The sequence below is a fragment of the Sporosarcina aquimarina genome (assembly GCF_033253705.1).
GTDB classification, from domain to species: Bacteria; Bacillota; Bacilli; order Bacillales_A; family Planococcaceae; genus Sporosarcina; species Sporosarcina aquimarina.
The window spans coordinates 133,061-158,183 of sequence record NZ_JAUBDH010000003.1; the positions used below are offsets into that span (position 1 = coordinate 133,061).

Below are 25,123 nucleotides of genomic sequence, written 5' to 3' on the forward strand. Positions count from 1 at the left end.
TAGAGAATCACTTACAGATGAAACTTTTGTATCTATTAAAACGTATTAAAGATATCTACCTAAACGATAAGGAGGGCTAACCGAAGATGAAAACAGCAAAACAGTTTTTTATGAGGCACTTCATCGTGGCGCCCGTTAGTTTCGGAACCTATTTTTTCTTGTTGCTTGCTACAGGCATGGGACCTTTTGCAGCTACCGGTGTATTAATTGCAATGTACCTTGGTGGTACTTTTACAATAAAGCAGCTCCAATTACATTCTACGGTGAAACAGCTCGGTATGACGCGATCTGAATATCAGCATATCCAACTGCAACTGCAAGAAGCTAAACAAAAAATAAAGAAATTGAATAGTCTATATGGACAGGTTCGCTCTGTCCAAGCATTCCGACAAGTATATGAATTAAGCAACATATCCAGAAAAGTTATAACAATTGTTCGTAATGACCCAAAGAAATTTTACCAAACTGAACAATTCTTTTATGCGCATCTGGATTCAGCCGTAGAACTGACTTCGAAATATGCGTTGCTTGCAAACCAGCAATTAAAAGAAAAAGAAGTCCGTATCGCACTTCAGCATACAAGAGAAACCATCACTGACGTCACCCAGCAATTAGAAAGCGATCTGCAGGATGCCCTTTCCACTGATCTTGCGGCCTTACAGATGGAGCTTGATTACGTTGACGTGACGATGGCTAGAAAGAAAAAGTTACTGAACTCGAAGGAGGAACCACTTGATGACCGAAAACAAGCCAATGAATAATGATATGAAGTCAATTGATGATTTACTAAGCAGTCCTTTCGACAAAAGTGAACCCATGCTGCCTAAAGAAATGCAAACGGAGCAAGCTAAAGATACAGCGTCCGTTCAATTATTGGATCGTCTTACAGTTGAAGAGCAACAAAAAGCCAGAGAACTTGCAGAACAAATTCCCGTTGGAGATTATGAAGCTATTTTGACATACGGTGCTAACGCACAAAACGAACTGTCAAATTTCTCCCATAAGATGCTGGATCATGTCCAAAGTAAAGACATCGGTCCTGTTGGCGACGTCTTAAATGATTTGATGAGCAAGTTATCCGAAATCGATCCAGATGATTTGTCAGAAAAGAAAAAGACAGGTTTGAGCCGTCTCTTTAACAAAGCTTCTCGTTCCATTCAAGAAATGATGACCAAATACCAGAAGCTAAGCACTCAAATTGACCGGATTGGGGTTCAGCTGGAACACTCTAAACGAGGCTTAATCGAGGACGTGCACATGCTTGATAACTTATACGAGCAAAACAAGACGTATTTCCAAGCTCTTAATGTGTACATTGCTGCTGCAGAGTTAAAACGGGATGAACTCGCTACTATCACAATCCCGCAAATGCGCGCTGAAGCACAGGCTGCGAATGATCAAATGGCGATTCAAGAAGTCAATGATATGAGTCAGTTCTTAGATCGTTTAGAAAAACGACTTTATGATTTGCAGCTTTCCCGTCAGCTTACCATACAAAGCGCCCCTCAGATTCGGATGATTCAACAGACGAACCAGACACTTGCTGAAAAAATCCAATCATCGATTATGACTTCTATTCCTTTGTGGAAAAACCAAATTGCGATTGCGTTAACACTTAATCGACAAAAGAAGGCTGTTGAGTCCCAGCGACTGGTTACTAAGACAACAAATGATTTACTGCTTCGTAATTCAGAAATGCTGAAGTTGAATTCAATTGAAACTGCTAAAGAAAACGAACGCGGAATTATTGAAATCGATACACTTAAAAAGACTCAAGAAAACCTTATTCAAACGATTGAAGAAACACTTGTTATCCAAGCTGATGGCCGAGTGAAACGTAAAGAGGCAGAGCGTGAGATTGGCAGAATGGAAGAAGAACTGAAACAACGGCTTTTAAATATTCATGAAAAAACACAAAACCGCCCATTATAAGGGAGGTTTTGTGTTTTTTATTGAACTGCGATTGCTAGCAGCTTCCTAAGTATACGAAGCGTTTGACTTGCGAATTCTTCTACTGAGTCCGATGAAGCTGTTTTGTTGCCAAACATCGTGGCAAACAATTCTCTTTGGTCTTCCGTCGGCTGTTGTGAAGACAAAAACAAATGAACGACAGAAATTCCTCGTTTCTCCGTTTCCCAAACAGCTTCTGCCGTATCAATTATGCCATTTCGATCATATCCGAATGCAGAAGGCTCCCCATCAGAAAATACAAGCAGAAACTTATGATGTTCTGGTCGATTTCCTAATTGATTGGCCATCCACCGAATAGCAAATCCATCCCGGTTGTCCTCGTGTGCTTCGAAATTCATAATAGCAGGGCCACTGTCTACACGGTTTTCATCGAACGAATGCATCACTTCAAAGAAGTTGGGCTGCTGCTCTTTGGATGCTTCAAATGTGTCTTCATAATACGAGGCAATTTCGTGAGTCACATTCAGTTCTCGCAAAACATCATGAAACAGCACGACCGCTTCTTTCGTTTCTGCTAGTTTGTCAATCATCGATGCAGAACCGTCCACCAGCAATCCAAACACAGCATCCAACTCTGGTGAAGGTGCCTGTTTTCTGTAAAACGGTTTAGGCCGTTCGTCTGTCAACATTGTTGTTAACTTTGATGACAATCTCCCTTTTGTTAAATTTTCACGTTTGTATTGTCTTTTTCGTTCCAGACGTTTTTTCATTTCTGTCACAAGAGCTCGAACAATAGGTAAATGATTGATCCGCCACGCGGAAAGTGTTGATAAAGATGAGGTGTCCGTCTTATTCGCCACTTCCATGACTTTAAACGTAACTTGAGTATGCGCATGACCATAATCAGATCCTGCTTGTAAAGTTGGCTCAACTGACTGGTCTTGCTGCTGCTCTATTTCAGGTTGCGCTCCAATTTCTTTTTCGTTTCCCTCTGAGCGTCCCGTTCCGAATGACTGAACTTCCGCATCTTCATTACCCGGTTTGGAATCTGAAGCATCAGAAGCTCCTTCAGTTCCGTGTTGTAAGTCGAATTCCAGATGCATGCCTTTTTCCTCTTCAGTTTCACGATGCCATGTGCGGAATTCTTCTTCAATCGTTTCTTTGACATCTGATTCTCCCTGTTCTTCACTTTCCATCGCTTTTGAAGACTGTTTCATCGGTTTCCCATCTTCAAATGCTTCACCAAAAGTGTAAAGCGGGAGAACGATATCGCCTGTTAAAAACTCTTCAACGAGAGCTATGATTTGAAAAGCTAAAGAAGCACTTTGTGAAGTCGTTTCCGTTTCAAAGATCCGTTGTGCAACTTGACGAACCCGGTCTATAGGCAGCCGGTCAAATACGTCATGAGGCGAAGAGGTCATTCCTATATGAATGTCTAAATATAATTGATTAATGAGTGCGTCCGCAAGAAACCCCCGTTGTGCATTTGATAGAAGCCGATCCCTATGGAACTCCGCATAGATATCCCGCCGCACTTTAAATGCACGCTGTGTACCTGCTCTACTCTTCTGGATAGATTCCATCATTCGGAATTCTTCGAGAAGCATCAGCAGCTGCCTGGCTAATTTTGGATAAGAATGCGGCTTAATATCAGTAGTAAAGGTGCGCCATGCTGTTAAGTCAAATTGACGATAAAATCCGGCAGAAAGGAGATAGATATCCGAAAGACGGCCTAAATTGGTCACTTCTTCAGTGCGATGTCTCCAAAACACACTGATAGCAAGCGTCGCTTCTTTCGGTTGGTATTCAATCAATTGACGCTCTGTGACTTTCATATAAGGGGTATTCGATAGCGCTTGCGCAATTCGTTCATATAAAAGCAATTTGCGCGTTTCAACGGATTCGTCATTGAATTGTATGAAGCGGTTGACTTTATCCATCTCAATCCCTCATTTCACCCAAGTAGCTGTCAATTCGTTCACCAGGTCCCGCTCCATCTTATCTTCCAACAGTTCTGCAATTGCATAAGATACTGCTCTTTCTACTGGCATGTGCACAGACAACTGCAAGGCATCGATCAGACTGCGGACGGATGCAGCCTCATCCGCTAATAATCCGTTCGTCGCTTGTTTTCTAAGGTCATTGGCTAAGTGCATAATTGTATCCAAAACAGATGAATTTGCTTCCCGTACTGTGTTCACTAAAACCTCTCGAAGTTGCTCTGCTTCGAGATAAGGTATGGAGAACGAGATGAAACGGTTCTTAAGTGCCTCGTTCATCGGCGATGTTCCGATATAACCTTCGTTAATAGCCGAGACCACGGAAAAGTCTTCATGTGCTTGGATAACTTCCCCCGTAAATGGATTTGTCAACATTCTGCGGTGATCCAAAATGCTATGCAGAATCGGCAACGTTTCGGGCTTGGCCATATTGATTTCATCGATATATAGAATATGTCCTTTTTTCATAGCTGTCACAACGGGACCATCTACAAAATCTATGATACTTTGCCCTTCTTTCGTGACGATTGTCTTAAATCCAAGTAATGCTTCAGCATCTAAATCTACAGAGCAGTTCACACTTTGCATAGGCTGATGAAATAGTGCTGAGATACTTTGGGCGAGACGAGTTTTCCCACTGCCTGACGGTCCTTTGAGCAATATCGGCTTTTGCAAGGAAATACCGATTAATACATCTTCAAACAAATGTTCAGAAGGACTTACATATCCTCCTTCTTGAATTAGGAGCTGTTCTTCTGTTGTATATAATCGACCGAGACGTCTAGCTTGAACTTTTTCAATAAGTGCATTCATCATTAGTACCCCTCTCTAAACAAAACGGCCTGATGCGAAAGTTAGCATCAGGCCGTTTTGTAGTTCACTAGTTTGTTAAGACTAGCAATTCACTCGAAATAAGTTTTATAATATCCGCCGACTTTACCTGTGTTGTCAACGACGAACAGAAATTCTTCTGTTTCGTTTTTTACATCATATGTTTTACCTGGTGTAAGTACATTGGTGACCAAATATTTTTCAGCATCTGCATGCTTACATACGACTTGCCGGATTGCCGGAGCTTGAAGCCAATCTTTAAACGATGACATGACAGAGTCCCGCCTTTCCATTCCAAAGTGTTAGAAAACCAATCGTCCGCAACTAGCGGACGATTAACTCAATCTATTATGATCCAAGAAGAAGGTCTTCTGGATTTTCGATCAATTCTTTGATCATCTTCAAGAAACCAACTGAATCTTTACCGTCAATAACACGGTGGTCATATGAAAGTGCCACATACATCATTGGACGAATTTCAACGTTGTTTCCAACGGCGATTGGGCGTTTCTGGATTGTGTGCATTCCAAGAATACCTACTTGAGTACCGTTCAAAATCGGTGTAGATAGTAGTGAACCGAATACACCGCCGTTTGTGATTGTGAAAGAACCGCCTGACATATCTGCAAGTGTCAACTTGTTGTCACGTGCTTTTTTCGCAAGTTCTCCAATTGTTGCTTCGATTTCCGCAAAGTTCTTACGATCTGCATCGACAACGTTTGGTACAACAAGTCCGCCGTCTGTTGAAACAGCAATACCGATATCAAAATAGTTTTTCATGATCAAATCATCGCCATCAAGCTCTGAATTGACTTTAGGATATTTCTTAAGAGCAGCTACAACCGCTTTAGTGAAGAATGACATGAAGCCAAGACGCACGTCGTTCTTATCGAAGAACTCATCTTTTTTGCGCTTACGAAGTTCCATAACATTCGTCATGTCAATTTCATTGAAAGTAGTCAGCATCGCCGTGTTTTGTTTCACTTCTAGCAAACGTTTAGCAATTGTTTGACGACGACGGCTCATTTTCACGCGTTCTACGCGACCATCGTCAACTTTTGCTTCTTGTTTAGGTGCTGCTGGTGCTGCTGGCTGTGATTTAGGAGCAGTTCCATGTGCTTCCACGTCGTGTACGCGCACGCGTCCCATAGGATCTACAGGTGTAATCTCAGCTAAGTCAATTCCCTTTTCACGAGCAAGTTTACGTGCTGCAGGACTTGCAATCGTACGGTCTCCAGATACCGCTTCTTCAGCAGGTGCTGCTTGCGCTGCTACTGGCGCTGCCGATTGTGCTGGTTGTTGTGCTGCCGGTTCAGCAGGAGCAGCTGGCTGCTGTGCTGGTGCACCTGAACCCGCTCCCACGATTGCGATTACTTGGCCAACTTCAACTGTATCGCCTTCAGCTGCCATAAGTTCTTGTACAGTTCCAGCTTCTTCTGAAATTACCTCTACGTTTACTTTGTCAGTCTCAAGTTCAACGATGAATTCACCTTTGTCTACTGTTTCACCAGGTTGTTTAAGCCATTTTGCAATGGTTCCTTCTGTAATCGATTCTGCTAGTTCAGGTACTCGGATCTCTGCCACAATAATTTCCTCCTCTAATATCGTTCAATCGTCATTATGAGTGTGTCTTTAGTTTTTTAGTGCTTCGTCAATAATACGCTGTTGTTCTAATTTATGCATCGTGCCATTTCCTTCTGAAGGGCTTGCGCGATGGATACGGCCTACATAATTTACTTGCAGACCTTGAGAAATCTCGTTTAAGTATTGACGTGCAAATATCCAAGATCCCATATTCTTCGGTTCCTCTTGAACCCAGACAATTTCTTCTGCGTTCGGGAAACGTTTAATGATTTCTTCAAGTTTGTCAGATGGGAATGGATACAGCTGCTCGACGCGAGCAATGTGTAAGTGATCAAAGCCTTCACCATCTTTAACTTTCTCAGCAAGGTCAATCGCCATTTTACCGCTCGTCATAATCACTTTTTTGACGCTTTCTACTTTTTTACCTGTATTTGGTTCTTCAAGTACAGTTTCAAAGTGACCTTCTGTAAGATCTTTTAGATCAGCACCTACGAGTGGGTGTCTCAATAATGATTTTGGTGTTGCGATAACAAGCGGACGCTCAGCTTCATCCCCTAGGATGGCAGCTTGTCTGCGAAGAACGTGGAAGTAGTTCGCTGCGCTCGAAATATTAGTTACTGTCCAGTTGTTTTCAGCACATAATTGTAAATAGCGTTCGATTCTGCTGCTCGAGTGTTCTGGACCTTGCCCTTCATAACCGTGTGGCAACATCATGATCAGTCCGGATTGTTGGCCCCATTTCGCATTACTAGAAGAAATGAATTGGTCATACATGACCTGTGCCATATTTGAAAAGTCTCCATATTGCGCTTCCCATACCGTGACTGTTTTCTCTTCTTCCAAGTTGTAGCCGAATTCGAAGCCAACAACTCCTGCTTCAGTCAATGGGCTGTTGTACGCAACGAAGGAAGCATTTGAATCACTAATATGATGTAGCGGAACAAACTCTTCACCTGATTTTTCATCGTGCAACACTAAATGACGATGTGCAAACGTACCACGCTGGATATCTTGACCTGACATACGAATCGGCTTACCATCTTGAAGAATTGAACCAAATGCAAGCTGTTCTGCATGTGCCCAATCAATTTTGCCTTTTCCGTTAAAAGGATCTTGGCGGCGTTTCAAAATACGATCCAGTTTGCCAAACACATGGAAACTCTCTGGATAGGAAAGTAATTCCTCGTTCATGCGGCGCAGACGCTCTTCAGAAACTCCCGTTTGCAAGTCACGCGGATATCCTTTAAGAACTGCCTCAGGAGTTGCGTTTGATGGCGTTGATGCATCTGCAGAAGACTCTTTAACTTTGTCATGTGCACGCTGCATTTCTGCGAACACATCTGCATCTAACGATTCAACTTCAGCAGCTGTTAAGATTCCTTCGTTTACCAATGATTCACCATATAATTGGCGTGCTGTTGGATGATTGTGTACATCATGATACATCATTGGATTGGTTACCATTGGCTCATCCATTTCGTTATGACCATAACGGCGGTAGCCGATTAGATCGATAAGAATGTCTTTGCCAAATTTTTGACGATAGTTGAATGCAAATAATGCTGCGCCAATTACTGCTTCAGGGCTGTCTGCATTCACGTGCACGATCGGAACTTCAAATCCTTTAGCCATATCAGATGAATAATGGGTAGAACGGGAATCAAAATACTCAGTAGTGAAACCAATCATGTTGTTGGCAATCACGTGAATCGACCCACCCGTTTGGAAACCACGGACACGACTGAAGTTAAATGTTTCTTGCGTGATTCCTTCTCCAGGGAAAGCCGCATCCCCGTGTACCATGACTGCATAAGCAGCATTCGTGTCTTGAACAGGAATTCCAGGGTGGTCTGTATTCTCTTGTGCTGCACGAGTTTGACCGGCGATAACTGGATTCACGACTTCTAAATGAGATGGGTTATAAGCTAAAAAGCGATCCATACCCGTTTGACCTTTATAGAGTGCCCCAAGGTGATACTTCACATCACCAAACCAACCGCGTGTTACTTCAACTGATCCATCTTCAGGTAAGAATGGTTCTGAAGGTACGCCTGCAAATTCTGCAAACATCATTTCGTATGGTTTGTTCAAAATATGTGTGAGTACGTTTAATCGTCCCCTGTGGGCCATTCCGATCAACATTTTCTTCGTTTTTGCCTCTTCTGAACGGCGAACTAATTCATCCAGGAAGACGACTAGTGTATCTAGACCTTCAATTGAGAATCGTTTCGCTCCAACAAACGTTCTGTGGATGAACTTCTCGAATCCTTCAATTCTAGTTAAACGGTCTAACAGCTGCTTTTTGTCATCTGCAGAAAGTGAAACAGCTAATTGACCAGATTCAATACTATTTTGAATCCACTGCTTCTCCTCTTCTTCAATCAAATGAGCGAATTCATAAGCGATTTTACCTGTATAAAGTGATTTCAAATAGTTCACTGCATCGAGTGCATTTTCCACTTGAGCTGGAACTTCCGTTAAAAATAACGATGCTGGCATCGCTTCTAGATCACGTTCAGAGAGACCGTAAGCTGAAAGCTCAATTCGCGTCGCATCTTTAGGACGGTCATTCAGCGGGTAAATATCAGCGTTTAAGTGTCCATATGCCCGAATCGCATCCATTAGTTTGTATGCGGAAAGTACTTTCAGGAAATCTCCAGGATTTCCTCCAGTTCCTTCTGAAGTAGCTGTGCTTGAGAAGAAGTCTCCTCCTGTTTCAGGGGCACCGTTCCGCTTAAAAAATTCGGCAAGTTCCGGATCGATGGATTCTGGTGCATTTTTGTAAAGTTCATACATCTCCATTACATAGCCAAGGTTCGGACCTGAAAAAGCTGCATACGGTGAACGCTCGGAACCAACACTGTTCGACATGAATTATTACCTCCACATTTGCCCTTAGGCATGTTGCGTAAATTTTTATATCCTATTCTATGTTACCATGCAAACACCGGAACTGAAAGGGTTTCGTTCTAGTAAAAACATGTTTAATCCGCGGACTAGTTTACACCTTGCAGCTCTCTCTTGCAAGAGATAATGAATTGCAAGTGTCCATTTTGTGAATGAGCAAGTTTCTATTAGTTTCGACACGAAAGAATAAGGTTCGTCATTTCTTCCGGTCTTTTTGTTGCATCTGTCTGTTCCATAGCATTTACTATCGTTGCTTTTTCATCATATAACTCTACTAATCCTGTCAATAGTGTATCTTTAGTAACCTCTTCTTCTGTTAGCACATTGGCAAATCCAAGTTTTTTAAAGTGCTTTGCATTCAATATCTGGTCTCCCCTGCTCTTTTCAGCAGATAACGGAACAAGCAGCATGGGAATACGAATTGCTAACAATTCGAAGATCGCATTCGATCCCGCTCTTGATAACGCAATATCAGACGCCGCCATTAGATGCGGCAGTCCTTCTGTCACGTACTCGAATTGTACATATCCGTCAGTTTGTTCCAGACTTTCATCCACATTACCTTTTCCGCAAAGATGAATGACTTGGAAATGTTTAAGAACTTCTGTCAGGTTTCCGCGCAGCGCATCGTTCAACACAGCAGATCCTTGACTGCCGCCCATGACGATAACCACTGGCTTTCCCTCTGCTAATCCCGAAATACGTAAGCCTGTTTTCGAATCGCCTTCGAACAGTTCAGGGCGAATTATTGCTCCTGAGCAAGAAGAACGTTCAGCAGGCACGTATGCAAGAGTTTCTTCAAACACTGTAAAAATGTGTTTAACGAAAGGAAGTGCAATTTTATTTGCAAGGCCCGGTGATACATCCGATTCGTGTGCAACAACTGGCACCCGGGCAAGTTTTGCCGCAAGAACGACTGGTACGGAAACAAATCCACCTTTTGAAAAGATAATTTCAGGTTTCAGCTTTCTTAAAATCGAAAATGCCTGCAAGACCCCTGCACCTACACGAAATGGATCTGTGAAATTTTTCATTGAAAAGTACCTTCTTAACTTCCCACTATCAATTGCATGGTAAGTCACCTCAGGATGACCTGTTCCGATTAAATCTCTTTCAATACCTTCATGAGAACCGATATAATGGATCTCATATCCTTTTTCTAAAAACGAAGGAATAATAGCTTCATTGACAGAAACATGCCCTGCCGTTCCCCCGCCTGTCAATACGATTACTGGCCGTTTCATAAGGGCCGTTCACCTCTTCTATTCATTTAAAAATAAAGTTCATTTGAACTGTTTCATTTGTTAGTATACCAAAATAAGCATGATACAATAAGGGTTGAGAGAAAAAAAGGGGGGGAATCAATGGAATCTTCTCTTCGAACAGAAAGAAAATCATTCCGTTTCGTCAAAATTGTTATGCCTATTTTAATCACTCAAGTAGCGCTCTATATGGTGACCTTCTTTGATATCCTTATGACCGGGAGGTACGATACATACCATTTGGCAGGTGTAACGATCGGTTCTTCGTTTTGGGTGCCAGTCTATACGGGCTTAGCTGGAATTCTGATGTCACTCACTCCAATCATTGCGCAACATATCGGAGGACGCAGAAAAGCAGAGGTCAGACCTTCTGTCCAACAGGGAATCTATGTCTCGATCGCATTAGCTGCGGTTGTTTTTGCCTTGATACTCTTCATCTTCTTCCCGATTATCCGCTCCATGTCATTGGAAGCGCCTGTACGGGCAGTGTCGATTGACTACTTAAAAGGGATGAGTGTCGGATTAGCACCATTATTTGCGTATACGGTGCTGAGATCTTTCTTCGACGCGCTCGGTTCCACACGAGTGTCTATGTTCATCATTCTGATATCAGCTCCTATTAATATCTTGCTGAATTATTTATTGATTTACGGTCATTTCGGCTTCCCTGAACTTGGCGGCGCTGGTGCCGGATATGCGTCAGGTTTCACTTATTGGATTGTATTTGGAATTGCGGCAGCAGTTGCACTTTCAGGTAAACCTTATCGGCAATACGAATTGCTGAGGCATTGGCAGCTCCCGCGCTGGACATATTGGAAAGAGACTTTGTTCATCGGTGTTCCAATTGGCATGTCGATTTTCATTGAGACTAGTATTTTTTCAGTTGTGACGCTTCTGATGAGTTCTTATTCGACTGAAACCATTTCAGCACACCAAGTTGCGCTGAACTTCACTTCGCTTATGTACATGATTCCTTTAAGCATTTCTATGGGGGCGACAATTCTAGTTGGTCAATCAATAGGTGCGAATCTGTCCAGTGATGCGAAGCAGTATAGTAGGCTCGGTATCCTATTTGCAATTGGTTTTAGTGTCGTTGCAATTGTTGTCCTGCTCGTATTTAGAGAACCTATCGCGAGTCTCTACACAGTAGATCCAGCGATAATCGTACTCGCTTCACAGTTCTTTATATTTGGCGCACTATTTCAGTTATCTGACGCAGTTCAAGCTCCCATCCAGGGTGCTTTACGCGGATATAAAGACGTCAATACTACTTTTATTGTAGGATTTCTATCGTTATGGGTGATTGGTTTGCCAATCGGCTATTTAACAGCAACGTTTACGAATTTAGGTCCGTTTGGTTATTGGATCGGACTGATCGCCGGTTTAACTATTGGTGCAATCACGTTAAGCTTTAGATTGCGTGCTGTCCAAAAAAGAATTGAACGAGAACTTCTATAAAAAAATGCCAACTTTGTATTCATCACAAAGTTGGCGTTTTTTCTTATTTTTGAATGAACTGTTGTGTCCAATACTTTCCATTGGCATCATAACCGATACCAATATGCGTAAATCCTGGTGTTAAGATGTTCTCACGATGTCCTGGTGAATTCATCCATCCTTTTACAACTTCTTCAGCACTTCTTTGTCCCATTGCGATGTTTTCCGCAGCTGCACGATATGTGATTCCATTCGCTTTCATCTGGTCAAACGGAGAACCGTATGTTGGGCTCGTGTGAGAAAAGTAATTCTTAGATGCCATATCTGCTGATTTTTGACGAGCGCTTTGCATTAATTTAGCATCCATTTTAAGAGGATTCAAACCTGCTTTTTGACGCTCTGCATTCGTAAGTGTAAAAACTGCTTGTTCAATTTCACTTGCAGATACTTGTCCTTGGTCCGCTGGCTGATCCGGCTTTTCTTGTGGTGCCGGTTTAGCTGGCGGCGTTGGAACTGGTGTTACATCCGGTTTTTGCTCTGGCTGAGGAGTTGGCGCCGGTGTTTGAGTAGCTGGCGGTGTCGGTTTTTCGATCGGCTTTGCAGGTTTCTCCTCAGGTGTTGGCGTTGGGTCTGGTTTCTCTACTGGTGTATCTGGTTTTTGTTCTGGTTTTTGTACTGGTTTTTCTTGAGGTTTTACATAGTGACTCATAAACCATTTGTAAAACTCACTATATGAAGCTTGTAACTCCTCTTGGTTATTTGGAAGCTGTGCCGAGAGATTATGTAAGTTACTCTCAACCGTAATTGTTCGTACTGCTGTTTTTGTTTGAACAGAGTCAAATGTGGATGCCTCTGCGTGGCTAGCGGTTGGCAATATGAGTGCCGAACCAAGTAAGATGACTGACATCGATTTTTTCATCTTGTTCGCCCCCCTTCGAAACTATCATATATGAAGGGGGCGAAAGAAAAACCGGAAAAGTTTGGATAGTTCACCACTTCTCGTATCTAACCTTTTGCTATAAGAGCTAAAAAACGTTTGACTGGATATCTATGGATACGGGATAGATTATTGGAAACAAAAACGGCTTGACACCCCTATCAATTGGAGCTATCAGTCTTTCCATTCAATCTCTCCGATACCCTCACCGATCATTACAAGTCTTTCAGGCATCTTGACATACTCAGGCATCCAATTGACCATCCCATACGCGTACTGGAACAGCATGGGGTTCTTAACACCTACAATTGGAATGTATCCCTTCATTCGATAGACTGTATCGGGTAACGACTTCGTCCACTCCTCCACTTCTTCTTGCTGAACAGGCCGGGAAAAGGAAATGACTTTCGATGAAAGAGGCAAATGTTTACCCGATATGATTGGCTGTTGGGCCGCTTTTTCCTGGGATAATGTTTTTTCAATAAAAGAAAAATCTAATTTACCTTGAACCGTTTGGACAATTGGAGCTGATGGATTCAGATTGGCAAGTTCCATGGAGATCGTAGCTAATTGAGAGTCCGTCACCAGATCACTTTTATTTAATGCAATAACATGGGCATGTCTAATTTGCTCCAACAACAAGGCATGAATCCTCGGTGATAGCTCCTCACGGTGAACGAAACGCAATGCATCCGCCACGGTGACGATCCCTTTAACTTGGAGGCGATCCGCAAAGAATGGTGAATAAACAGCGTCTAGTGCCTCAACAGGGTGTGCAGCGCCTGTCGTTTCGATTAAGATGACGTCGATATCATCGTAATCTTCTAGCAGCGCCTGCAACTGGGCCTCTGTTTTCTCAGAACCTGTGCAACAAATACATCCACTTAATAACTCTTTTAACGGGACGTCACCTGACTCTGTAACAGTATCTGAATCAATAGGCAGTTCTCCAAATTCATTCATCAAGACAGCAGGTTTCTTTCCAGCTGCTTTTAGTTGGGCAATGGTATGCAGCAACAGTGATGTTTTTCCACTTCCTAAAAACCCACTATATAGATAGACATCAATCATTTAAATCCTCCTTAGTAGAGAAGGCGCCCAATCCGGTTGGATTGGGCGCCTTCTGCTCACTTACCGATTTTTTCGAGCACAACTTCTTTAGCTTTTAACAGTTGCGGATCGTCTTTTTCGATTTTTTCACGCAGTTTGTTCATAAGTCCGATAGTTGTATCTCCAGTAAGAACTCCAGTTTCTTCAAGCTTGAGATCTTTTTGAAGTTTTTTTACGGCTTCGATTGTTTTTTCGTCGTAAAGACCATCGATTTTACCTGGATCATACCCGACTGCTTTTAACATTTCTTTCGCAGGTTGAGTATTTGAGGATACGTTTCCATCTTTAAGCTCTTCTGAAGGATCTAAAAACGGAAGCATTGCATAGGATGGATAATCGACTTTCACGTCCGGTTCAATTCCTTTTTTGTGGATCCAGTTACCGTCCGGTGTTAACCATTTTGCAGTTGTAATCTTCAGATTGGAACCATCTTTTAAGTCTTTAGGTGATTGAACGGTGCCTTTACCAAATGTCTTAATACCGACAATTGGGATATCTGAAGACTCTTTTAATGCGCCAGCAAGGATTTCTGAAGCAGAAGCACTGCCATCATCCACTACTAGAGCAACAGGTACTTCAACTTTTCTACCGCCTGAAGCCGGATAGAGAATCGCTTTTTTCCCTTTTTCTTCAGTTTGAAGAACTGTTTTCCCTTTTTCAACAAAGAGGTCAGAGATTTTCATCGCGCCGTCAAGTACACCGCCTGGATTTTGACGAACATCCAATACGAGTCCTTTCATGCCTTTAGCTTCCATATCATCCAATGCCGTTAATAACTCGTCGTAAGTATGCTCGGAGAAAGTAGTCATTCGGATGTGGGCAATACCGCCATCCAGCATTTCAGCATAAACAGTTTCTATTGGAATATCGTCACGCTTAATCTTCACTTGGAAAGGTTCGGCTTTTTCTCCACGCTTAATTGTCAACGTGACAGTCGTCCCCTTTTCGCCGCGAATCAGCATAACTGCTTCGGAAGAAGACATTCCTTGAATGCTCTTGCCATCCACTTCTTGAATCAAGTCGTTTGGCAATAGGCCTTCTTTTTCAGCTGGTGAATTTTTAATAGGAGAAACTACTTTAATATAACCATCCGCTTCTTGAATCTCTGCTCCGATTCCTTGGAAACTAGAAGAGATATTCTCCATTAGATTTTCAGTTTCTTCCGTATTCAAATAATCGGAGTATGGGTCATCCAAGGAGTCGACCATACCATTTATTGCTCCGTCTAATACAGCTTTATCGTCGATGTCTTCAAAGTAATTTTTCTTAATTTCATCATAAGCATCATATAACTTTTGGAATTCTTGACGTTCTGTTTTTTGCGGGCTTACGACTTCGACGACTTTGTCATCACCAAACGTGAGTGCAAAAAAAGTAATTCCAGCTGTAAGAATGACTAATGTGAAAATCAGCATGACGAATGAGAAAGGCTTTATTCTAAAATATCGATTGTGTGAAGGCTGACGTTCAGGTTCTGGTGAACGATTTTGCCCATTTTGTTCATTTTCGTCCATTCGCGATCCCACTTTCTGCTTCGTATTACGTAGATAGTCGAAAAAGGGCCGCTAATTAGGTGGCGGCCCTAAATCGTTATTATTCCTGAATGGCAGCCTCTAAAGCTACTTCAATCATTTCGTTGAATGTAGTTTGGCGTTCCTCAGATGTTGTTGCTTCACCAGTCAAGATATGATCACTAACAGTTAATACAGAAAGTGCCTGGCAATCATGTTTTGCAGCAAGTGTATACAAAGCAGCAGTTTCCATTTCAACTGCAAGAACTCCATACGATGCTAGCTTCTCATGTTCTGCGTGTTCGTTATAGAAGAAATCTTCAGTGAAGACATTTCCTACTTGTAGATGAAGACCCTTTTCTTTACCAGCGTTATACGCTTTCAACAGCAAGTCAAAGTTTGCAGTAGGTGCATAATCAACGTCGTTGAAGAATGTACGGTTAATAGGGGAGTTCGTCGTTGCACTTTGTGCAAGAATTACGTCACGCACTTTCACGTCTTTTTGGATAGCTCCACAAGTTCCAACGCGTATAAGTTTCTTTACACCAAATTCTTGCATAAGTTCAGTCGTATAGATAGAAATTGAAGGAACGCCCATTCCAGTTCCTTGAACTGAAATACGATGCCCTTTATAAGTTCCAGTATAACCGAACATGTTACGTACTTCGTTGTATTGAACAACATCTTCTAAAAATGTTTCTGCAATATACTTCGCGCGGAGAGGATCTCCCGGAAGTAGGATCGTATCGGCGACATCGCCTTTTTTCGCATTGATATGTATACTCATCTCTACAAGCACCTCTTTTTCTCGATTTCTTTTCTAATCATACAATTAAACAGGCGGGTTTGCAACGAAACCATCGCCTGTTTATAGGAAACGATCCTCGTAATGCCGATACAATTCATCAAATAGAATAGATGACATTAAAGGATCTGCTTTTTCTTCAATATAGCGTGACAACGTATCAAATGATCGTTCATCCTTTGGAAAACTAAGATCTTTAAACATCGTCTCAGCAAACACACTGTGCGGATCATTTTTTTCGCCGCCACGGTAGGATAATGCAAACTGATAAAAAGAGCGATCCATCCGCGGTCCCCCTTCCTAGGTCACTGGAATTGTGCTTTATAAGCACTTAATCCTTCTTCCTCAAACTTTTCTACGGGTACAAACCTTAGTGCAGCGGAGTTGATGCAATAACGTGTTCCTGCTTCACCTGGACCATCCGGAAAGACATGTCCTAAATGGGAATCTGCAGTTTTGCTCCGCACTTCTGTTCTTCGCATTCCGTGTGTTGTGTCAAAATGCTCAGTAACTTCCTCTTTTTCAATCGGTTTTGTGAAGCTTGGCCATCCGCATCCAGCATCGTACTTATCTTTTGAACTAAACAACGGTTCACCAGATACAACATCTACGTATACACCATCTTCGTAATGGTTATCAAATTCGTTACGAAATGGAGGCTCTGTACCTTTTTCTTGAGTTACGTGGTACTGCATTTCAGTTAAGCGATTTTTCAAATCCTCTTTCATGATTACTCACTCCAATTCTCTGATTTAAATCGTTCTCGTCCAGACCCAACGGAATAACGCTTATAATGTCCTGGGTTTTTCTTATAATAATCCTGATGTCCTTCTTCTGCCAAATAAAACGGTTTGGCAGGTAATATTTCAGTAGCGATTGGTTTGTTGAATTTCTGAGAAGCCTCTAATTCCATTTTGTTTTTTTCTGCTTCTTGTTGTTGTTCCGGACTATGGTAATAAATTGCTGTTTGGTAGGATTCACCTCTATCAAAGAATTGCCCTCCGCTATCTGTTGGGTCAATTTGACGCCAAAAAATATCCAGCAATTCTCTATAAGAAATGACTTCATCGTCGAATTCAATTTGAACAGCTTCACGATGTCCCGTTGTTTCAGAACACACTAGCTCATACGACGGGTTTGGCACATCGCCGCCTGTATATCCAGATACGACGGAATGCACACCCTCGTACTTATCAAACGGCTTCACCATGCACCAAAAACATCCTCCTGCAAATGTAGCATATTGCTTCATATGTACCCCACTCCTTATTTTTTTAAGATGGATACTTCAAGTAAGATTTCGTCCTTATCTAGGTTGAACGACTTTGCACGTACCGATACATCTTTTGACACTGGAACTTTTGATAAATCGATAAAGAGTTCTTCTTCCTTAGGTCTCACAATCATCCATGAAGGCAATTTAACTGAATCACGTAATACTTTCAATACAGTAGATGGGGGGATATTCAGCTGTCCTAACTCCATCGAAGATTGTTTTAGTATTAAATTGCCATCTTCTCTAACTATCGGATCAAAGTGCATGACTACTGGAAGCGTGAAAGAAAACACGGTTAGTTCAGAATAAAGGATTACATCATCTTTCACTTTCATTTGTACGGGCAGCTTTTCACCTTTCATCGCTTCACGAATATACGTGTTTGCGATTCCCTCAAAGTCTTTCTTAGTAGTGCGCACTGTGAGGATATTAGCATCCCCAGCCTCGATCACTTCAGTTGACGGCAGAGGCTGGGAATTCCCGGATGAACCAACGAGAAATAGAACTCCGGCAAATCCAGCCGCTACCAATCCTGATAATGTAAAAAAAGCTATTTTCCATCCGTTCAAACAATCATCTCCTACCTATCCAATTCACCTTGGAGAATTTCCGGCATTCCGCAAGCTTCCAAGTATTTCAAGTACCGTTCTTCCATTAAATCATAACCTTGTGCATTTGGATGGAAAAAGTCTGTATGATAGACGACATTCGCATTTTCTTCAAACAAATCTTTAACTGGAACAAAACAGCTATTCCCGTCAAGCGCAACTGTTGTTTCAATCGCCTGATTCCAATCTGTGATAATCGTTTCAAACTCTTTCACTTCATCTGTAATAATCAGCATTGGATTATAAAGTCCCGACATTACGATGGGTGCATCTGGATTCAGCGCTCGTACGGTTCCAAAAATTTCGTTAAGCCGTTTTTCATAACCATCTAGTTCTTTGTAGAACGGCTCAGTTTTCAGCTTAAAGAGATTGGCTTTTAAAACTTTCATAATGTCATTTCCGCCAATTGTCATGAAAATAAGATCTGCATCTTTTATAGACGCCTGTATCTCTGGTTCTTCCAACTGTTTAACAAGCTGATCACTTCGTCGTCCGCGTTTTGCTAGGTTTTCAGTTTCTACGAAAGAAATTCCTTCCCATTCAGTCAGATCTGAAGCCACTCGCTCAAAATAACCACCTTTTTTAAGTTCGTCTCCTACCCCTTGTGTCAAGGAATCCCCTAGTCCAACAACATGTAAATTCATCGGCAAAAAGTCAGGAGGAACTTCCCAATCATTAAATTGTACATCTCTTCTTTCAGTAAAAGGTTCTGCGTTATTTCTGAACACTTGATCACATCCTGTCAATACCAATGAGAAGGCGAGAAAAACCACCCATGCTCTTCTTCCCATTATTTCATTTTCCCCATTTCCATTAATTTATGCATCTGTTTTATAATTAATAGCAGCTATTGGCTGTTTATAATTACTCTGTATAATACATGAAGCCAATTGCACCTTCTCCGGTATGTGTGCTAACGACTGGAGAAGTAAATGAAAAACGAATATCAGTAATCCCACTTTCTTCAATCAACCTTTTTAATGGATCGGCCATCGCGAGCCCATGAGCATGAGAAATACCTACACCTTTAACTATTTTCCCTGCTGTATCTTCTTTAAACGAAGAAAATAACTGAGCTGCAACTTGCTTATGGCTGCGGGCCTTCCCAACTGGTGTATAGACACCATCTTGTAAGGAGGCAATTGGTTTTATATTCAATAACGAGCCTAAAATCGCTTTACCTTTGCCGATTCGACCGCCCTTTACGAGGTTATCTAATTTGTCTACTACTACAAAAAGCATGGTCTTCTTCCGGACATCCTCTACATGTTCAACAATTTCTGACATCGTTTTTCCTTGTTTCGCCATTTTCGCCGCTTCAATCACTTGGAATGTTAATGCATGTGAAATGTATCTGGAGTCTAATACTGTAACAACTGTATCTGTCATATCTGCTGCGGCTTCCGCAGACTTCACAGTACCGCTCATTCCACCTGTCATATGGATGGAAATCACTTCGCTGCCATCTTTCCCTAGTTCATCATAAACTTGAGAAAAAGTGCCTGCTGATGGCTGAGAACTTTTAGGGAGCTCATGTGAAACAGCCATTTTTTCTAAAAATTCTACAGGTTGAATATCGACTAAGTCGGTATAAACCTCCCCATCAATATGTATAGATAGCGGAACGATTGTAATTCCATACTCTTCAATTTCTTCTTTTGTAAGATCCGCTGTAGAATCTGTCACAACTTTAATTTTGCTCATTCCATTCTCTCCTCTGTCAGTGGAAACTATGTTTCTATTTCAGTATAATGTGTAAAAAAGGAGGCTTTCCTTATGACTAGCGCATTTGACTATAAAACTCAAAATGAAGAACGGTGGAATGCCATTACACACGGCTTTGGATTGCTGTTAAGTATTCCCGCACTTGTGTTACTCATTTTAAAAGGGTTAAAGCAAGATAGCACGCTAGCGCTCGTCAGTTATATTATCTTTGGGGCCTCGATGATTATGCTCTACTTAATGAGCACATTACTTCACAGTGTTCCGTGGAAATATAAAAAGCTATTTTCAATTTTCGACCATTCCGCAATATATTTTCTCATCGCTGGTACATATACCCCGTTTGTACTGTTAGGCATAGGTGGTGCTCTTGGTTGGTCGTTATTCGGAATTGTATGGGGTCTCACATTGTTTGGGACATTGTTTAAAGTTTTTTTCATTCATCGATTTGAAGTCGTGTCGCTTATCCTGTACGTTGTCATGGGCTGGCTGATCGTTATTGCTATAAAACCATTATACGCTTCACTAACTGGAACTGGTATTGCCCTGCTCATAGTAGGCGGCATGTTGTATACACTTGGTGCTCTAGTCTATGCTTGGCGAAAGTTACCTTACAACCATGCGATTTGGCATTTGTTTGTACTCGCCGGCAGCGCTTCCATGTACTTCAGTATATTGTTTTTCTTATAGAATAAGGACAGCCGATAATCATCGGCTGTCTTTTTTATGCTGCATCTTCTCTTTCGTAAATATGATAGGAATAAGCCAAGCCGTCTTTTGTATGGTGATCCTCTGTTTGGGCAACTAGTTTCCAACCTCTGTCATACTCAGGAAAGAAAGTATCTCCTTTGTACGCATGACGGATAACGGTTGTATATAGTCGGTCCGCGTATGGCATGGCCATCTCAAAGACCTGAGCACCACCGATGATCATAACTTCTTCAGCAAAACTTTCTGCGCGGGCAATCGCTTCTTCCAAAGAATGTACAACAACGGCACCTTCTGCTTGATAACTTTCATCTCGCGTCAGAACGATGTTCAGTCTTCCAGGCAACGCTTTTCCAATCGATTCAAAAGTTTTACGTCCCATAATCATGGCTTTGCCCATCGTCTTTTCCTTAAAGTACTTCAACTCTTCGGGAATATGCCAAGGCATTTTGTTATCGACGCCGATTACACGGTTTTCATCATGAGCAGCTAGTAATGAAATCATATGTTTCTCCTCCCTCACACAGCAATAGGTGCTTTGATTTTTGGATGCGGATCATAATTTTCCAAAACAATATCTTGAGTTGTTAAGTCAAAAATCGATTTGCCTTCTGCGTTAATACGTAATGTTGGCAATGGTCTAGGTTCTCTCGTCAATTGTTCGTTTACTTGATTGATATGGTTCGAGTAGATATGGGCATCCCCTAATGTGTGGATGAATTCTCCTGGAATCAGTCCTGTTTCCAATGCGATTAAGTGTACAAGCAGTGCATAGGACGCAATATTGAACGGAACTCCTATGAAAATATCTGCACTTCGCTGATACAGTTGACATGACAACTTACCATCGGCAACATAAAACTGGAACAATGCATGACAAGGCGGCAATGCCATATCTTCTATCTCAGAAGGATTCCATGCTGTCACAATGTGCCTTCTGGAATCGGGGTTGTTTTTCAATCCTTCAATAAGCTGCGCAATTTGGTCAATCGGCTGTTTTTCTGATTGTGCAGAACCTGTATGCCAGCTCCGCCATTGCTTCCCATAAACCGGACCAAGATCCCCGTAGGTTTCAGCAAAAGATGAATCATCTAGCAGCCGCTTTTTAAAGTGCGCCATTTCGACTTCATACTTTGAGCGGAATTCTTCGTCCAAAGGGGCGCGTCTACCGAAGTCCGTCATATCCGGTCCAGTGTACTCTTCACTGTTGACCCATTTCTCAAACGCCCACTCGTCCCATATCGGATTCTTCTCTTCAACCAACGTCCGGACGTTCGTGTCTCCTTTTAAAAACCAAAGAAGTTCAGAAACGATCAAACGGAAAGCAGTTTTTTTTGTAGTCATTAATGGAAATCCTTTTTGAAGATCGTAACGCATCTGATAGCCGAATACACTTAATGTACCTGTTCCAGTGCGGTCCCCTTTTTGGCTGCCTGTCTCTAAGACATGCTTGCAAAGATCTAAATATTGTTTCATGGTCTAGCCCTCCTGTAACTCTATAGTCTTACTATACCAAGGGAAGTGTCCCTATTACAAATTCTTAGAAGTCAACAAAAAACCACCAAGGCAGCTGTTAGGACAGCCACTTCGGTGGTGTGTTTTTTGACCAATATACATCACCAAGCGCATGGTGGGTCTGGTAGTTGTCTTCTGCAAGGTGATAATGGAAGTTAAAGAAGTACCCATCTTGAGGACGTTTTTCAGTTCGTACATGAACAAGTAATAAATTTTTATCCGCATCCACATCTTTAATATTAAAGATTTTTTCCGCAGTACCGCCTGAGGGGCTTTCTGAAATTGCTAATTTACGATTCATTTGCACTTGTTCGCCAAGTGTTTCACGGATAACTTGTTCGATTTGAGGGAAAATCACTTCGTCAAACTCGTTGCCAATAACAGGTCCTATTTTAGTTCCGAACTTTGTGAAAGCGAGTGTTCGGGCACCTTCTACCAGATCATTTTCTGAAAGAAAGTCGTCCGCATCATCAAGTCTATCTAAAAACGGATCGTCGAAATGAACAGCATATTGTGACGAGCCTTGCGGATGTTCAGCTGCTTTTACATCTTCCTTTTCATGAAGCGTCGACCAGATTTCATGACTCGGTGAAATCACACCCAATGTCACGAAGGCGACTGATATAATCATCAGTTGCTGTAACCACTTTTTCACAATTGATCACCTACACTTATGTATTTTAAACTGCCGCTTTCTGAACAGTACGAAAAATAACCGAAAAGGTTCCCTCTTTGCTAATTTCATTGTACAATAAATTATAGGGAACGTGTATGTTTTTTTAAGGAGGTTTCTCAGATGGATGTTCAATTGATTGCCGGTATCGGTATGCTCGTCTTTGTACTTTACTTAAGCTCACTTAATTTCACGCATTAATTCAAAAAAACACCGATCGGTTTCTTTCGAAGCCGATCGGTGTTTTACTTTTCAATTATACCAAAATGAAATTTAGTATTCGGTCTTCGAATTCTTTGGAAGCCGAATTCGTCAAAGACACTATCTAAATAATGTGCTTTTACGACTACACGTCTTTTAGCAACTCGTACCGCTTCTTCAACCCACTCATGTGTAAGCGAGCCGTGTACACCCGCTTGTCGCAGTGGCGCAAAGCTGGAAGACTCCTCGATGAGGTGTGAAAACATTGGATCCATATACACTACATCATAGATGTCATCGGCTGATTGTTTTAAATAGGTAATTGAGGATTCCTGTATGACATTAATTCTACGCATCGCTTCTTGTAATTCTGGAAACTTCGCTTCGAATTCCGTTAAACCCATTTTTGTTAAGAATGCGACGTTACGATCTATTTCAATCCCAGTAATGCTCCCCGTTGACCCAACTGCATAGGCAGCTACAAGACTATCTGTCGCAAGTCCAAGTGTTGTATCTAAAAACGAATCGCCTAATTTTAAATCGCATGCCTCTACTAACGGATCATGTTGACCATTCATTAGACGCTTCAAGCGAAACGCCGCCGTGTCTGGATGAAAGAAAAACGGACCATCCATAGTCTTTTGATAGAACTCATAACGTTGTTTTCCGGCCACGATGACGTCACATCCATACACTTCCATTAGCTGCGGTATAGAACGTTTGTGACGTGTGACTTGTTTAACCCCCAATGCTTGGGCAGCCGCCAAAGCACGCTGTTCTGTAACTTCATCCGGCCGCCCAGCAGTGGTGACAATCACATGACTCATGATGCAGTGACTTGGTTAAGCGCACCCGTCAAGTGATCACGTACTTGTTCCATTTCGAATCCTTCAATCTGCTCGCGTGGTATGAAGTAAGCCAGTTCACCGTTCTTAATAATAGCAATTGAGGGTGAGCTTGGAGGCACTTCTGGGAAAACGTTGCGCATTGCTGCTGTCGCTTCTTTTTCCTGACCTGCAAAAACAGTGAGCAACTGATCCGGTTGGTTGTCCGTCTGACTAAGAGCTTCACGAACAGCAGGACGCGCAAGACCTGCAGCACATCCGCAAACTGAATTGATGACAACTACTGCAGTCCCTTTGTGATCTGTCATCGCTGCAGTTACGTCTTCTTCAGTAAGTAACTCTGTAAAGCCGCTGCCCACCAATTCTTGTCTCATCGGCTGTACAATCCCCTGCATATATTCTTCATAAGCATTCATAGTAAATAGCCCCCTTAAATAATCTGAGGTGTAAAGATTCTACACTCTTCTTTCTATTCTACATGGAAACAGCTCGAAAGAAAATGAACGGCATTTTAATCCAGAAACCGTCATCCTATGATACACTTACATACAGACTTTACGAGCAAGGAGAATCATGATGGATAGAAAACAACAACAAGTGATTACTTATTATTATGAGCAATTTAAGAAAAGAGCGTTTGACGAGAAAGACGTTCTTGGATTTTTAACTATGAGTGGCAATAATCCTGAATTTGAGGTCTTATACTCTTTAAGCGCGTTCGTCATTTCACGTGATGCAGATCAGCAGCAGGTTAAACCCTATTTCGATCGTGCCCATGACATAATCGGCCGTATTGGCACTGGTGGTCCAAAAGAAAAAATCGAACTGCTTTATACATTTAAAGAACTTCGCAACGGATTGAATCATTATTTTACAGCTCACGGATTTTCCAAGTTAGAAACCGGTGCAGTGAGTGACTTCCTGCTTTGCGTGATTTCGTTACTGCAGGGGATTTCTCTTCGGACCGGAAAGAACCGCAGAGTCGCAGGCAGTCTATGTTTCGGTGCTTCTCACAAAGAACTTCAACTGATGGGTACCATTAAGACCATGGTTCACGGGCGCTCAGTTCCCGTCACGTTCCCCGTGTTAGCAGTGAAGAACGATTATGAAAAAGTTCAGAAACAAGATGAGGCTGATAGCCCATACCTATTCGAAACAACAGTGGCGGAAATGGTATCCAGTGAAGGCAAACTCCTCGTTACATTTCCTGAAATCATTAAACAAACTTAAAAGAAGCGTCTACTGATCAATCAGTAGACGCTTCTTTTTACAATTATACG

At 42.0% G+C, this 25,123-nt stretch carries 26 protein-coding genes; 5 read left to right on the forward strand and 21 right to left on the reverse strand.

Annotated features, from left to right (window positions below):
* Positions 1 to 86: 86 nt before the first annotated feature.
* The gene (locus tag QT716_RS05855) at positions 87 to 761 is read left to right on the forward strand and encodes a 5-bromo-4-chloroindolyl phosphate hydrolysis family protein (RefSeq protein WP_317935110.1); all 675 of its coding nucleotides are present in this window, start codon (positions 87 to 89) and stop codon (positions 759 to 761) included.
* The gene (locus QT716_RS05860) at positions 736 to 1,932 is read left to right on the forward strand and encodes a toxic anion resistance protein (protein ID WP_317935111.1); all 1,197 of its coding nucleotides are present in this window, start codon (positions 736 to 738) and stop codon (positions 1,930 to 1,932) included. The genes QT716_RS05855 and QT716_RS05860 overlap by 26 nt, the downstream gene beginning before the upstream one ends.
* A 17-nt stretch (positions 1,933 to 1,949) precedes the next feature.
* On the opposite strand, the gene QT716_RS05865 is transcribed toward QT716_RS05860, so the two are convergent.
* From QT716_RS05865 to QT716_RS05890, 6 genes are all read right to left on the reverse strand, one after another.
* Positions 1,950 to 3,851 carry a vWA domain-containing protein gene (locus tag QT716_RS05865; protein ID WP_317935112.1) on the reverse strand — a complete coding sequence of 634 codons (1,902 nt, stop codon included), beginning with the start codon at positions 3,849 to 3,851 and terminating at the stop codon, positions 1,950 to 1,952.
* A 9-nt stretch (positions 3,852 to 3,860) separates the two neighbouring features.
* Positions 3,861 to 4,724 (reverse strand): ATP-binding protein, encoded by an 864-nt coding sequence (locus QT716_RS05870; protein WP_317935369.1) that lies wholly within the window; start codon positions 4,722 to 4,724, stop codon positions 3,861 to 3,863.
* Between the two features lie 89 nt (positions 4,725 to 4,813).
* Positions 4,814 to 5,014, reverse strand: coding sequence for a DUF6501 family protein (locus QT716_RS05875; RefSeq protein WP_317935113.1), 201 nt, complete (start codon positions 5,012 to 5,014; stop codon positions 4,814 to 4,816).
* A 76-nt stretch (positions 5,015 to 5,090) separates the two neighbouring features.
* Positions 5,091 to 6,326: a 2-oxoglutarate dehydrogenase complex dihydrolipoyllysine-residue succinyltransferase gene (odhB, locus tag QT716_RS05880; RefSeq protein ID WP_317935114.1), complete on the reverse strand. Its 1,236-nt coding sequence runs from the start codon at positions 6,324 to 6,326 to the stop codon at positions 5,091 to 5,093.
* Positions 6,327 to 6,374: 48 nt separating this feature from the next.
* Positions 6,375 to 9,197: a 2-oxoglutarate dehydrogenase E1 component gene (locus tag QT716_RS05885; RefSeq protein WP_317935115.1), complete on the reverse strand. Its 2,823-nt coding sequence runs from the start codon at positions 9,195 to 9,197 to the stop codon at positions 6,375 to 6,377.
* 203 nt (positions 9,198 to 9,400) lie between these two features.
* Entirely contained in the window at positions 9,401 to 10,477 is a 1,077-nt protein-coding gene (locus tag QT716_RS05890; RefSeq protein ID WP_317935116.1) for an undecaprenyldiphospho-muramoylpentapeptide beta-N-acetylglucosaminyltransferase, read from the reverse strand.
* 120 nt (positions 10,478 to 10,597) lie between these two features.
* On the opposite strand from QT716_RS05890, the gene QT716_RS05895 reads away from it, so the two are divergent.
* A complete protein-coding gene (locus QT716_RS05895) occupies positions 10,598 to 11,953 on the forward strand; it encodes an MATE family efflux transporter (protein WP_317935117.1) in 1,356 nt (451 codons plus the stop codon).
* A 43-nt stretch (positions 11,954 to 11,996) separates the two neighbouring features.
* Here the strand turns inward: QT716_RS05895 and QT716_RS05900 are convergent, their stop codons facing one another.
* The 10 genes from QT716_RS05900 to QT716_RS05945 form a co-directional block, all read right to left on the reverse strand.
* Positions 11,997 to 12,851 carry a CAP domain-containing protein gene (locus QT716_RS05900; protein ID WP_317935118.1) on the reverse strand — a complete coding sequence of 285 codons (855 nt, stop codon included), beginning with the start codon at positions 12,849 to 12,851 and terminating at the stop codon, positions 11,997 to 11,999.
* A 192-nt stretch (positions 12,852 to 13,043) separates the two neighbouring features.
* Positions 13,044 to 13,940 (reverse strand): CobW family GTP-binding protein, encoded by an 897-nt coding sequence (locus tag QT716_RS05905; RefSeq protein WP_317935119.1) that lies wholly within the window; start codon positions 13,938 to 13,940, stop codon positions 13,044 to 13,046.
* A 56-nt stretch (positions 13,941 to 13,996) separates the two neighbouring features.
* On the reverse strand, positions 13,997 to 15,493 hold the full coding sequence (locus QT716_RS05910; protein ID WP_317935120.1) for a lmo1851 family serine protease: 1,497 nt from the start codon (positions 15,491 to 15,493) through the stop codon (positions 13,997 to 13,999).
* 79 nt (positions 15,494 to 15,572) lie between these two features.
* A complete protein-coding gene (gene deoD, locus QT716_RS05915; RefSeq protein WP_317935121.1) occupies positions 15,573 to 16,277 on the reverse strand; it encodes a purine-nucleoside phosphorylase in 705 nt (234 codons plus the stop codon).
* Positions 16,278 to 16,358: 81 nt separating this feature from the next.
* Complete coding sequence (locus QT716_RS05920) at positions 16,359 to 16,580, reverse strand: YozE family protein (RefSeq protein ID WP_317935122.1); 222 nt, start codon at positions 16,578 to 16,580, stop codon at positions 16,359 to 16,361.
* A gap of 20 nt (positions 16,581 to 16,600) precedes the next feature.
* On the reverse strand, positions 16,601 to 17,023 hold the full coding sequence (msrB, locus tag QT716_RS05925) for a peptide-methionine (R)-S-oxide reductase MsrB (protein ID WP_317935123.1): 423 nt from the start codon (positions 17,021 to 17,023) through the stop codon (positions 16,601 to 16,603).
* Between the two features lie 2 nt (positions 17,024 to 17,025).
* Positions 17,026 to 17,547 (reverse strand): peptide-methionine (S)-S-oxide reductase MsrA, encoded by a 522-nt coding sequence (gene msrA, locus QT716_RS05930; RefSeq protein ID WP_317935124.1) that lies wholly within the window; start codon positions 17,545 to 17,547, stop codon positions 17,026 to 17,028.
* 14 nt (positions 17,548 to 17,561) lie between these two features.
* Positions 17,562 to 18,140 (reverse strand): YpmS family protein, encoded by a 579-nt coding sequence (locus QT716_RS05935; protein ID WP_317935125.1) that lies wholly within the window; start codon positions 18,138 to 18,140, stop codon positions 17,562 to 17,564.
* An 11-nt stretch (positions 18,141 to 18,151) separates the two neighbouring features.
* A complete protein-coding gene (locus QT716_RS05940) occupies positions 18,152 to 18,925 on the reverse strand; it encodes an SGNH/GDSL hydrolase family protein (RefSeq protein ID WP_317935126.1) in 774 nt (257 codons plus the stop codon).
* 118 nt (positions 18,926 to 19,043) lie between these two features.
* Positions 19,044 to 19,883, reverse strand: a complete 840-nt coding sequence (locus QT716_RS05945; protein ID WP_317935128.1) for a DegV family protein — start codon at positions 19,881 to 19,883, stop codon at positions 19,044 to 19,046.
* 72 nt (positions 19,884 to 19,955) lie between these two features.
* Between QT716_RS05945 and trhA the strand changes: the two genes are divergently transcribed.
* A complete protein-coding gene (gene trhA / locus QT716_RS05950) occupies positions 19,956 to 20,591 on the forward strand; it encodes a PAQR family membrane homeostasis protein TrhA (RefSeq protein WP_317935129.1) in 636 nt (211 codons plus the stop codon).
* A gap of 34 nt (positions 20,592 to 20,625) precedes the next feature.
* Here trhA and QT716_RS05955 read toward each other — a convergent pair whose 3' ends face one another.
* The 5 genes from QT716_RS05955 to QT716_RS05975 form a co-directional block, all read right to left on the reverse strand.
* On the reverse strand, positions 20,626 to 21,114 hold the full coding sequence (locus QT716_RS05955) for a dihydrofolate reductase (protein ID WP_317935130.1): 489 nt from the start codon (positions 21,112 to 21,114) through the stop codon (positions 20,626 to 20,628).
* Positions 21,115 to 21,128: 14 nt separating this feature from the next.
* Positions 21,129 to 22,085, reverse strand: a complete 957-nt coding sequence (locus tag QT716_RS05960) for a thymidylate synthase (protein ID WP_317935131.1) — start codon at positions 22,083 to 22,085, stop codon at positions 21,129 to 21,131.
* A gap of 97 nt (positions 22,086 to 22,182) precedes the next feature.
* A complete protein-coding gene (locus QT716_RS05965; RefSeq protein WP_317935132.1) occupies positions 22,183 to 22,779 on the reverse strand; it encodes a YpjP family protein in 597 nt (198 codons plus the stop codon).
* 263 nt (positions 22,780 to 23,042) lie between these two features.
* Positions 23,043 to 23,825 (reverse strand): class I SAM-dependent methyltransferase, encoded by a 783-nt coding sequence (locus QT716_RS05970; RefSeq protein WP_317935133.1) that lies wholly within the window; start codon positions 23,823 to 23,825, stop codon positions 23,043 to 23,045.
* Positions 23,822 to 24,259: a BrxA/BrxB family bacilliredoxin gene (locus QT716_RS05975; protein WP_317935134.1), complete on the reverse strand. Its 438-nt coding sequence runs from the start codon at positions 24,257 to 24,259 to the stop codon at positions 23,822 to 23,824. Before QT716_RS05975 ends, QT716_RS05970 begins: the two co-directional genes overlap by 4 nt.
* A 160-nt stretch (positions 24,260 to 24,419) precedes the next feature.
* On the opposite strand from QT716_RS05975, the gene QT716_RS05980 reads away from it, so the two are divergent.
* On the forward strand, positions 24,420 to 25,073 hold the full coding sequence (locus tag QT716_RS05980) for a hypothetical protein (RefSeq protein ID WP_317935135.1): 654 nt from the start codon (positions 24,420 to 24,422) through the stop codon (positions 25,071 to 25,073).
* Positions 25,074 to 25,123: the final 50 nt, after the last annotated feature.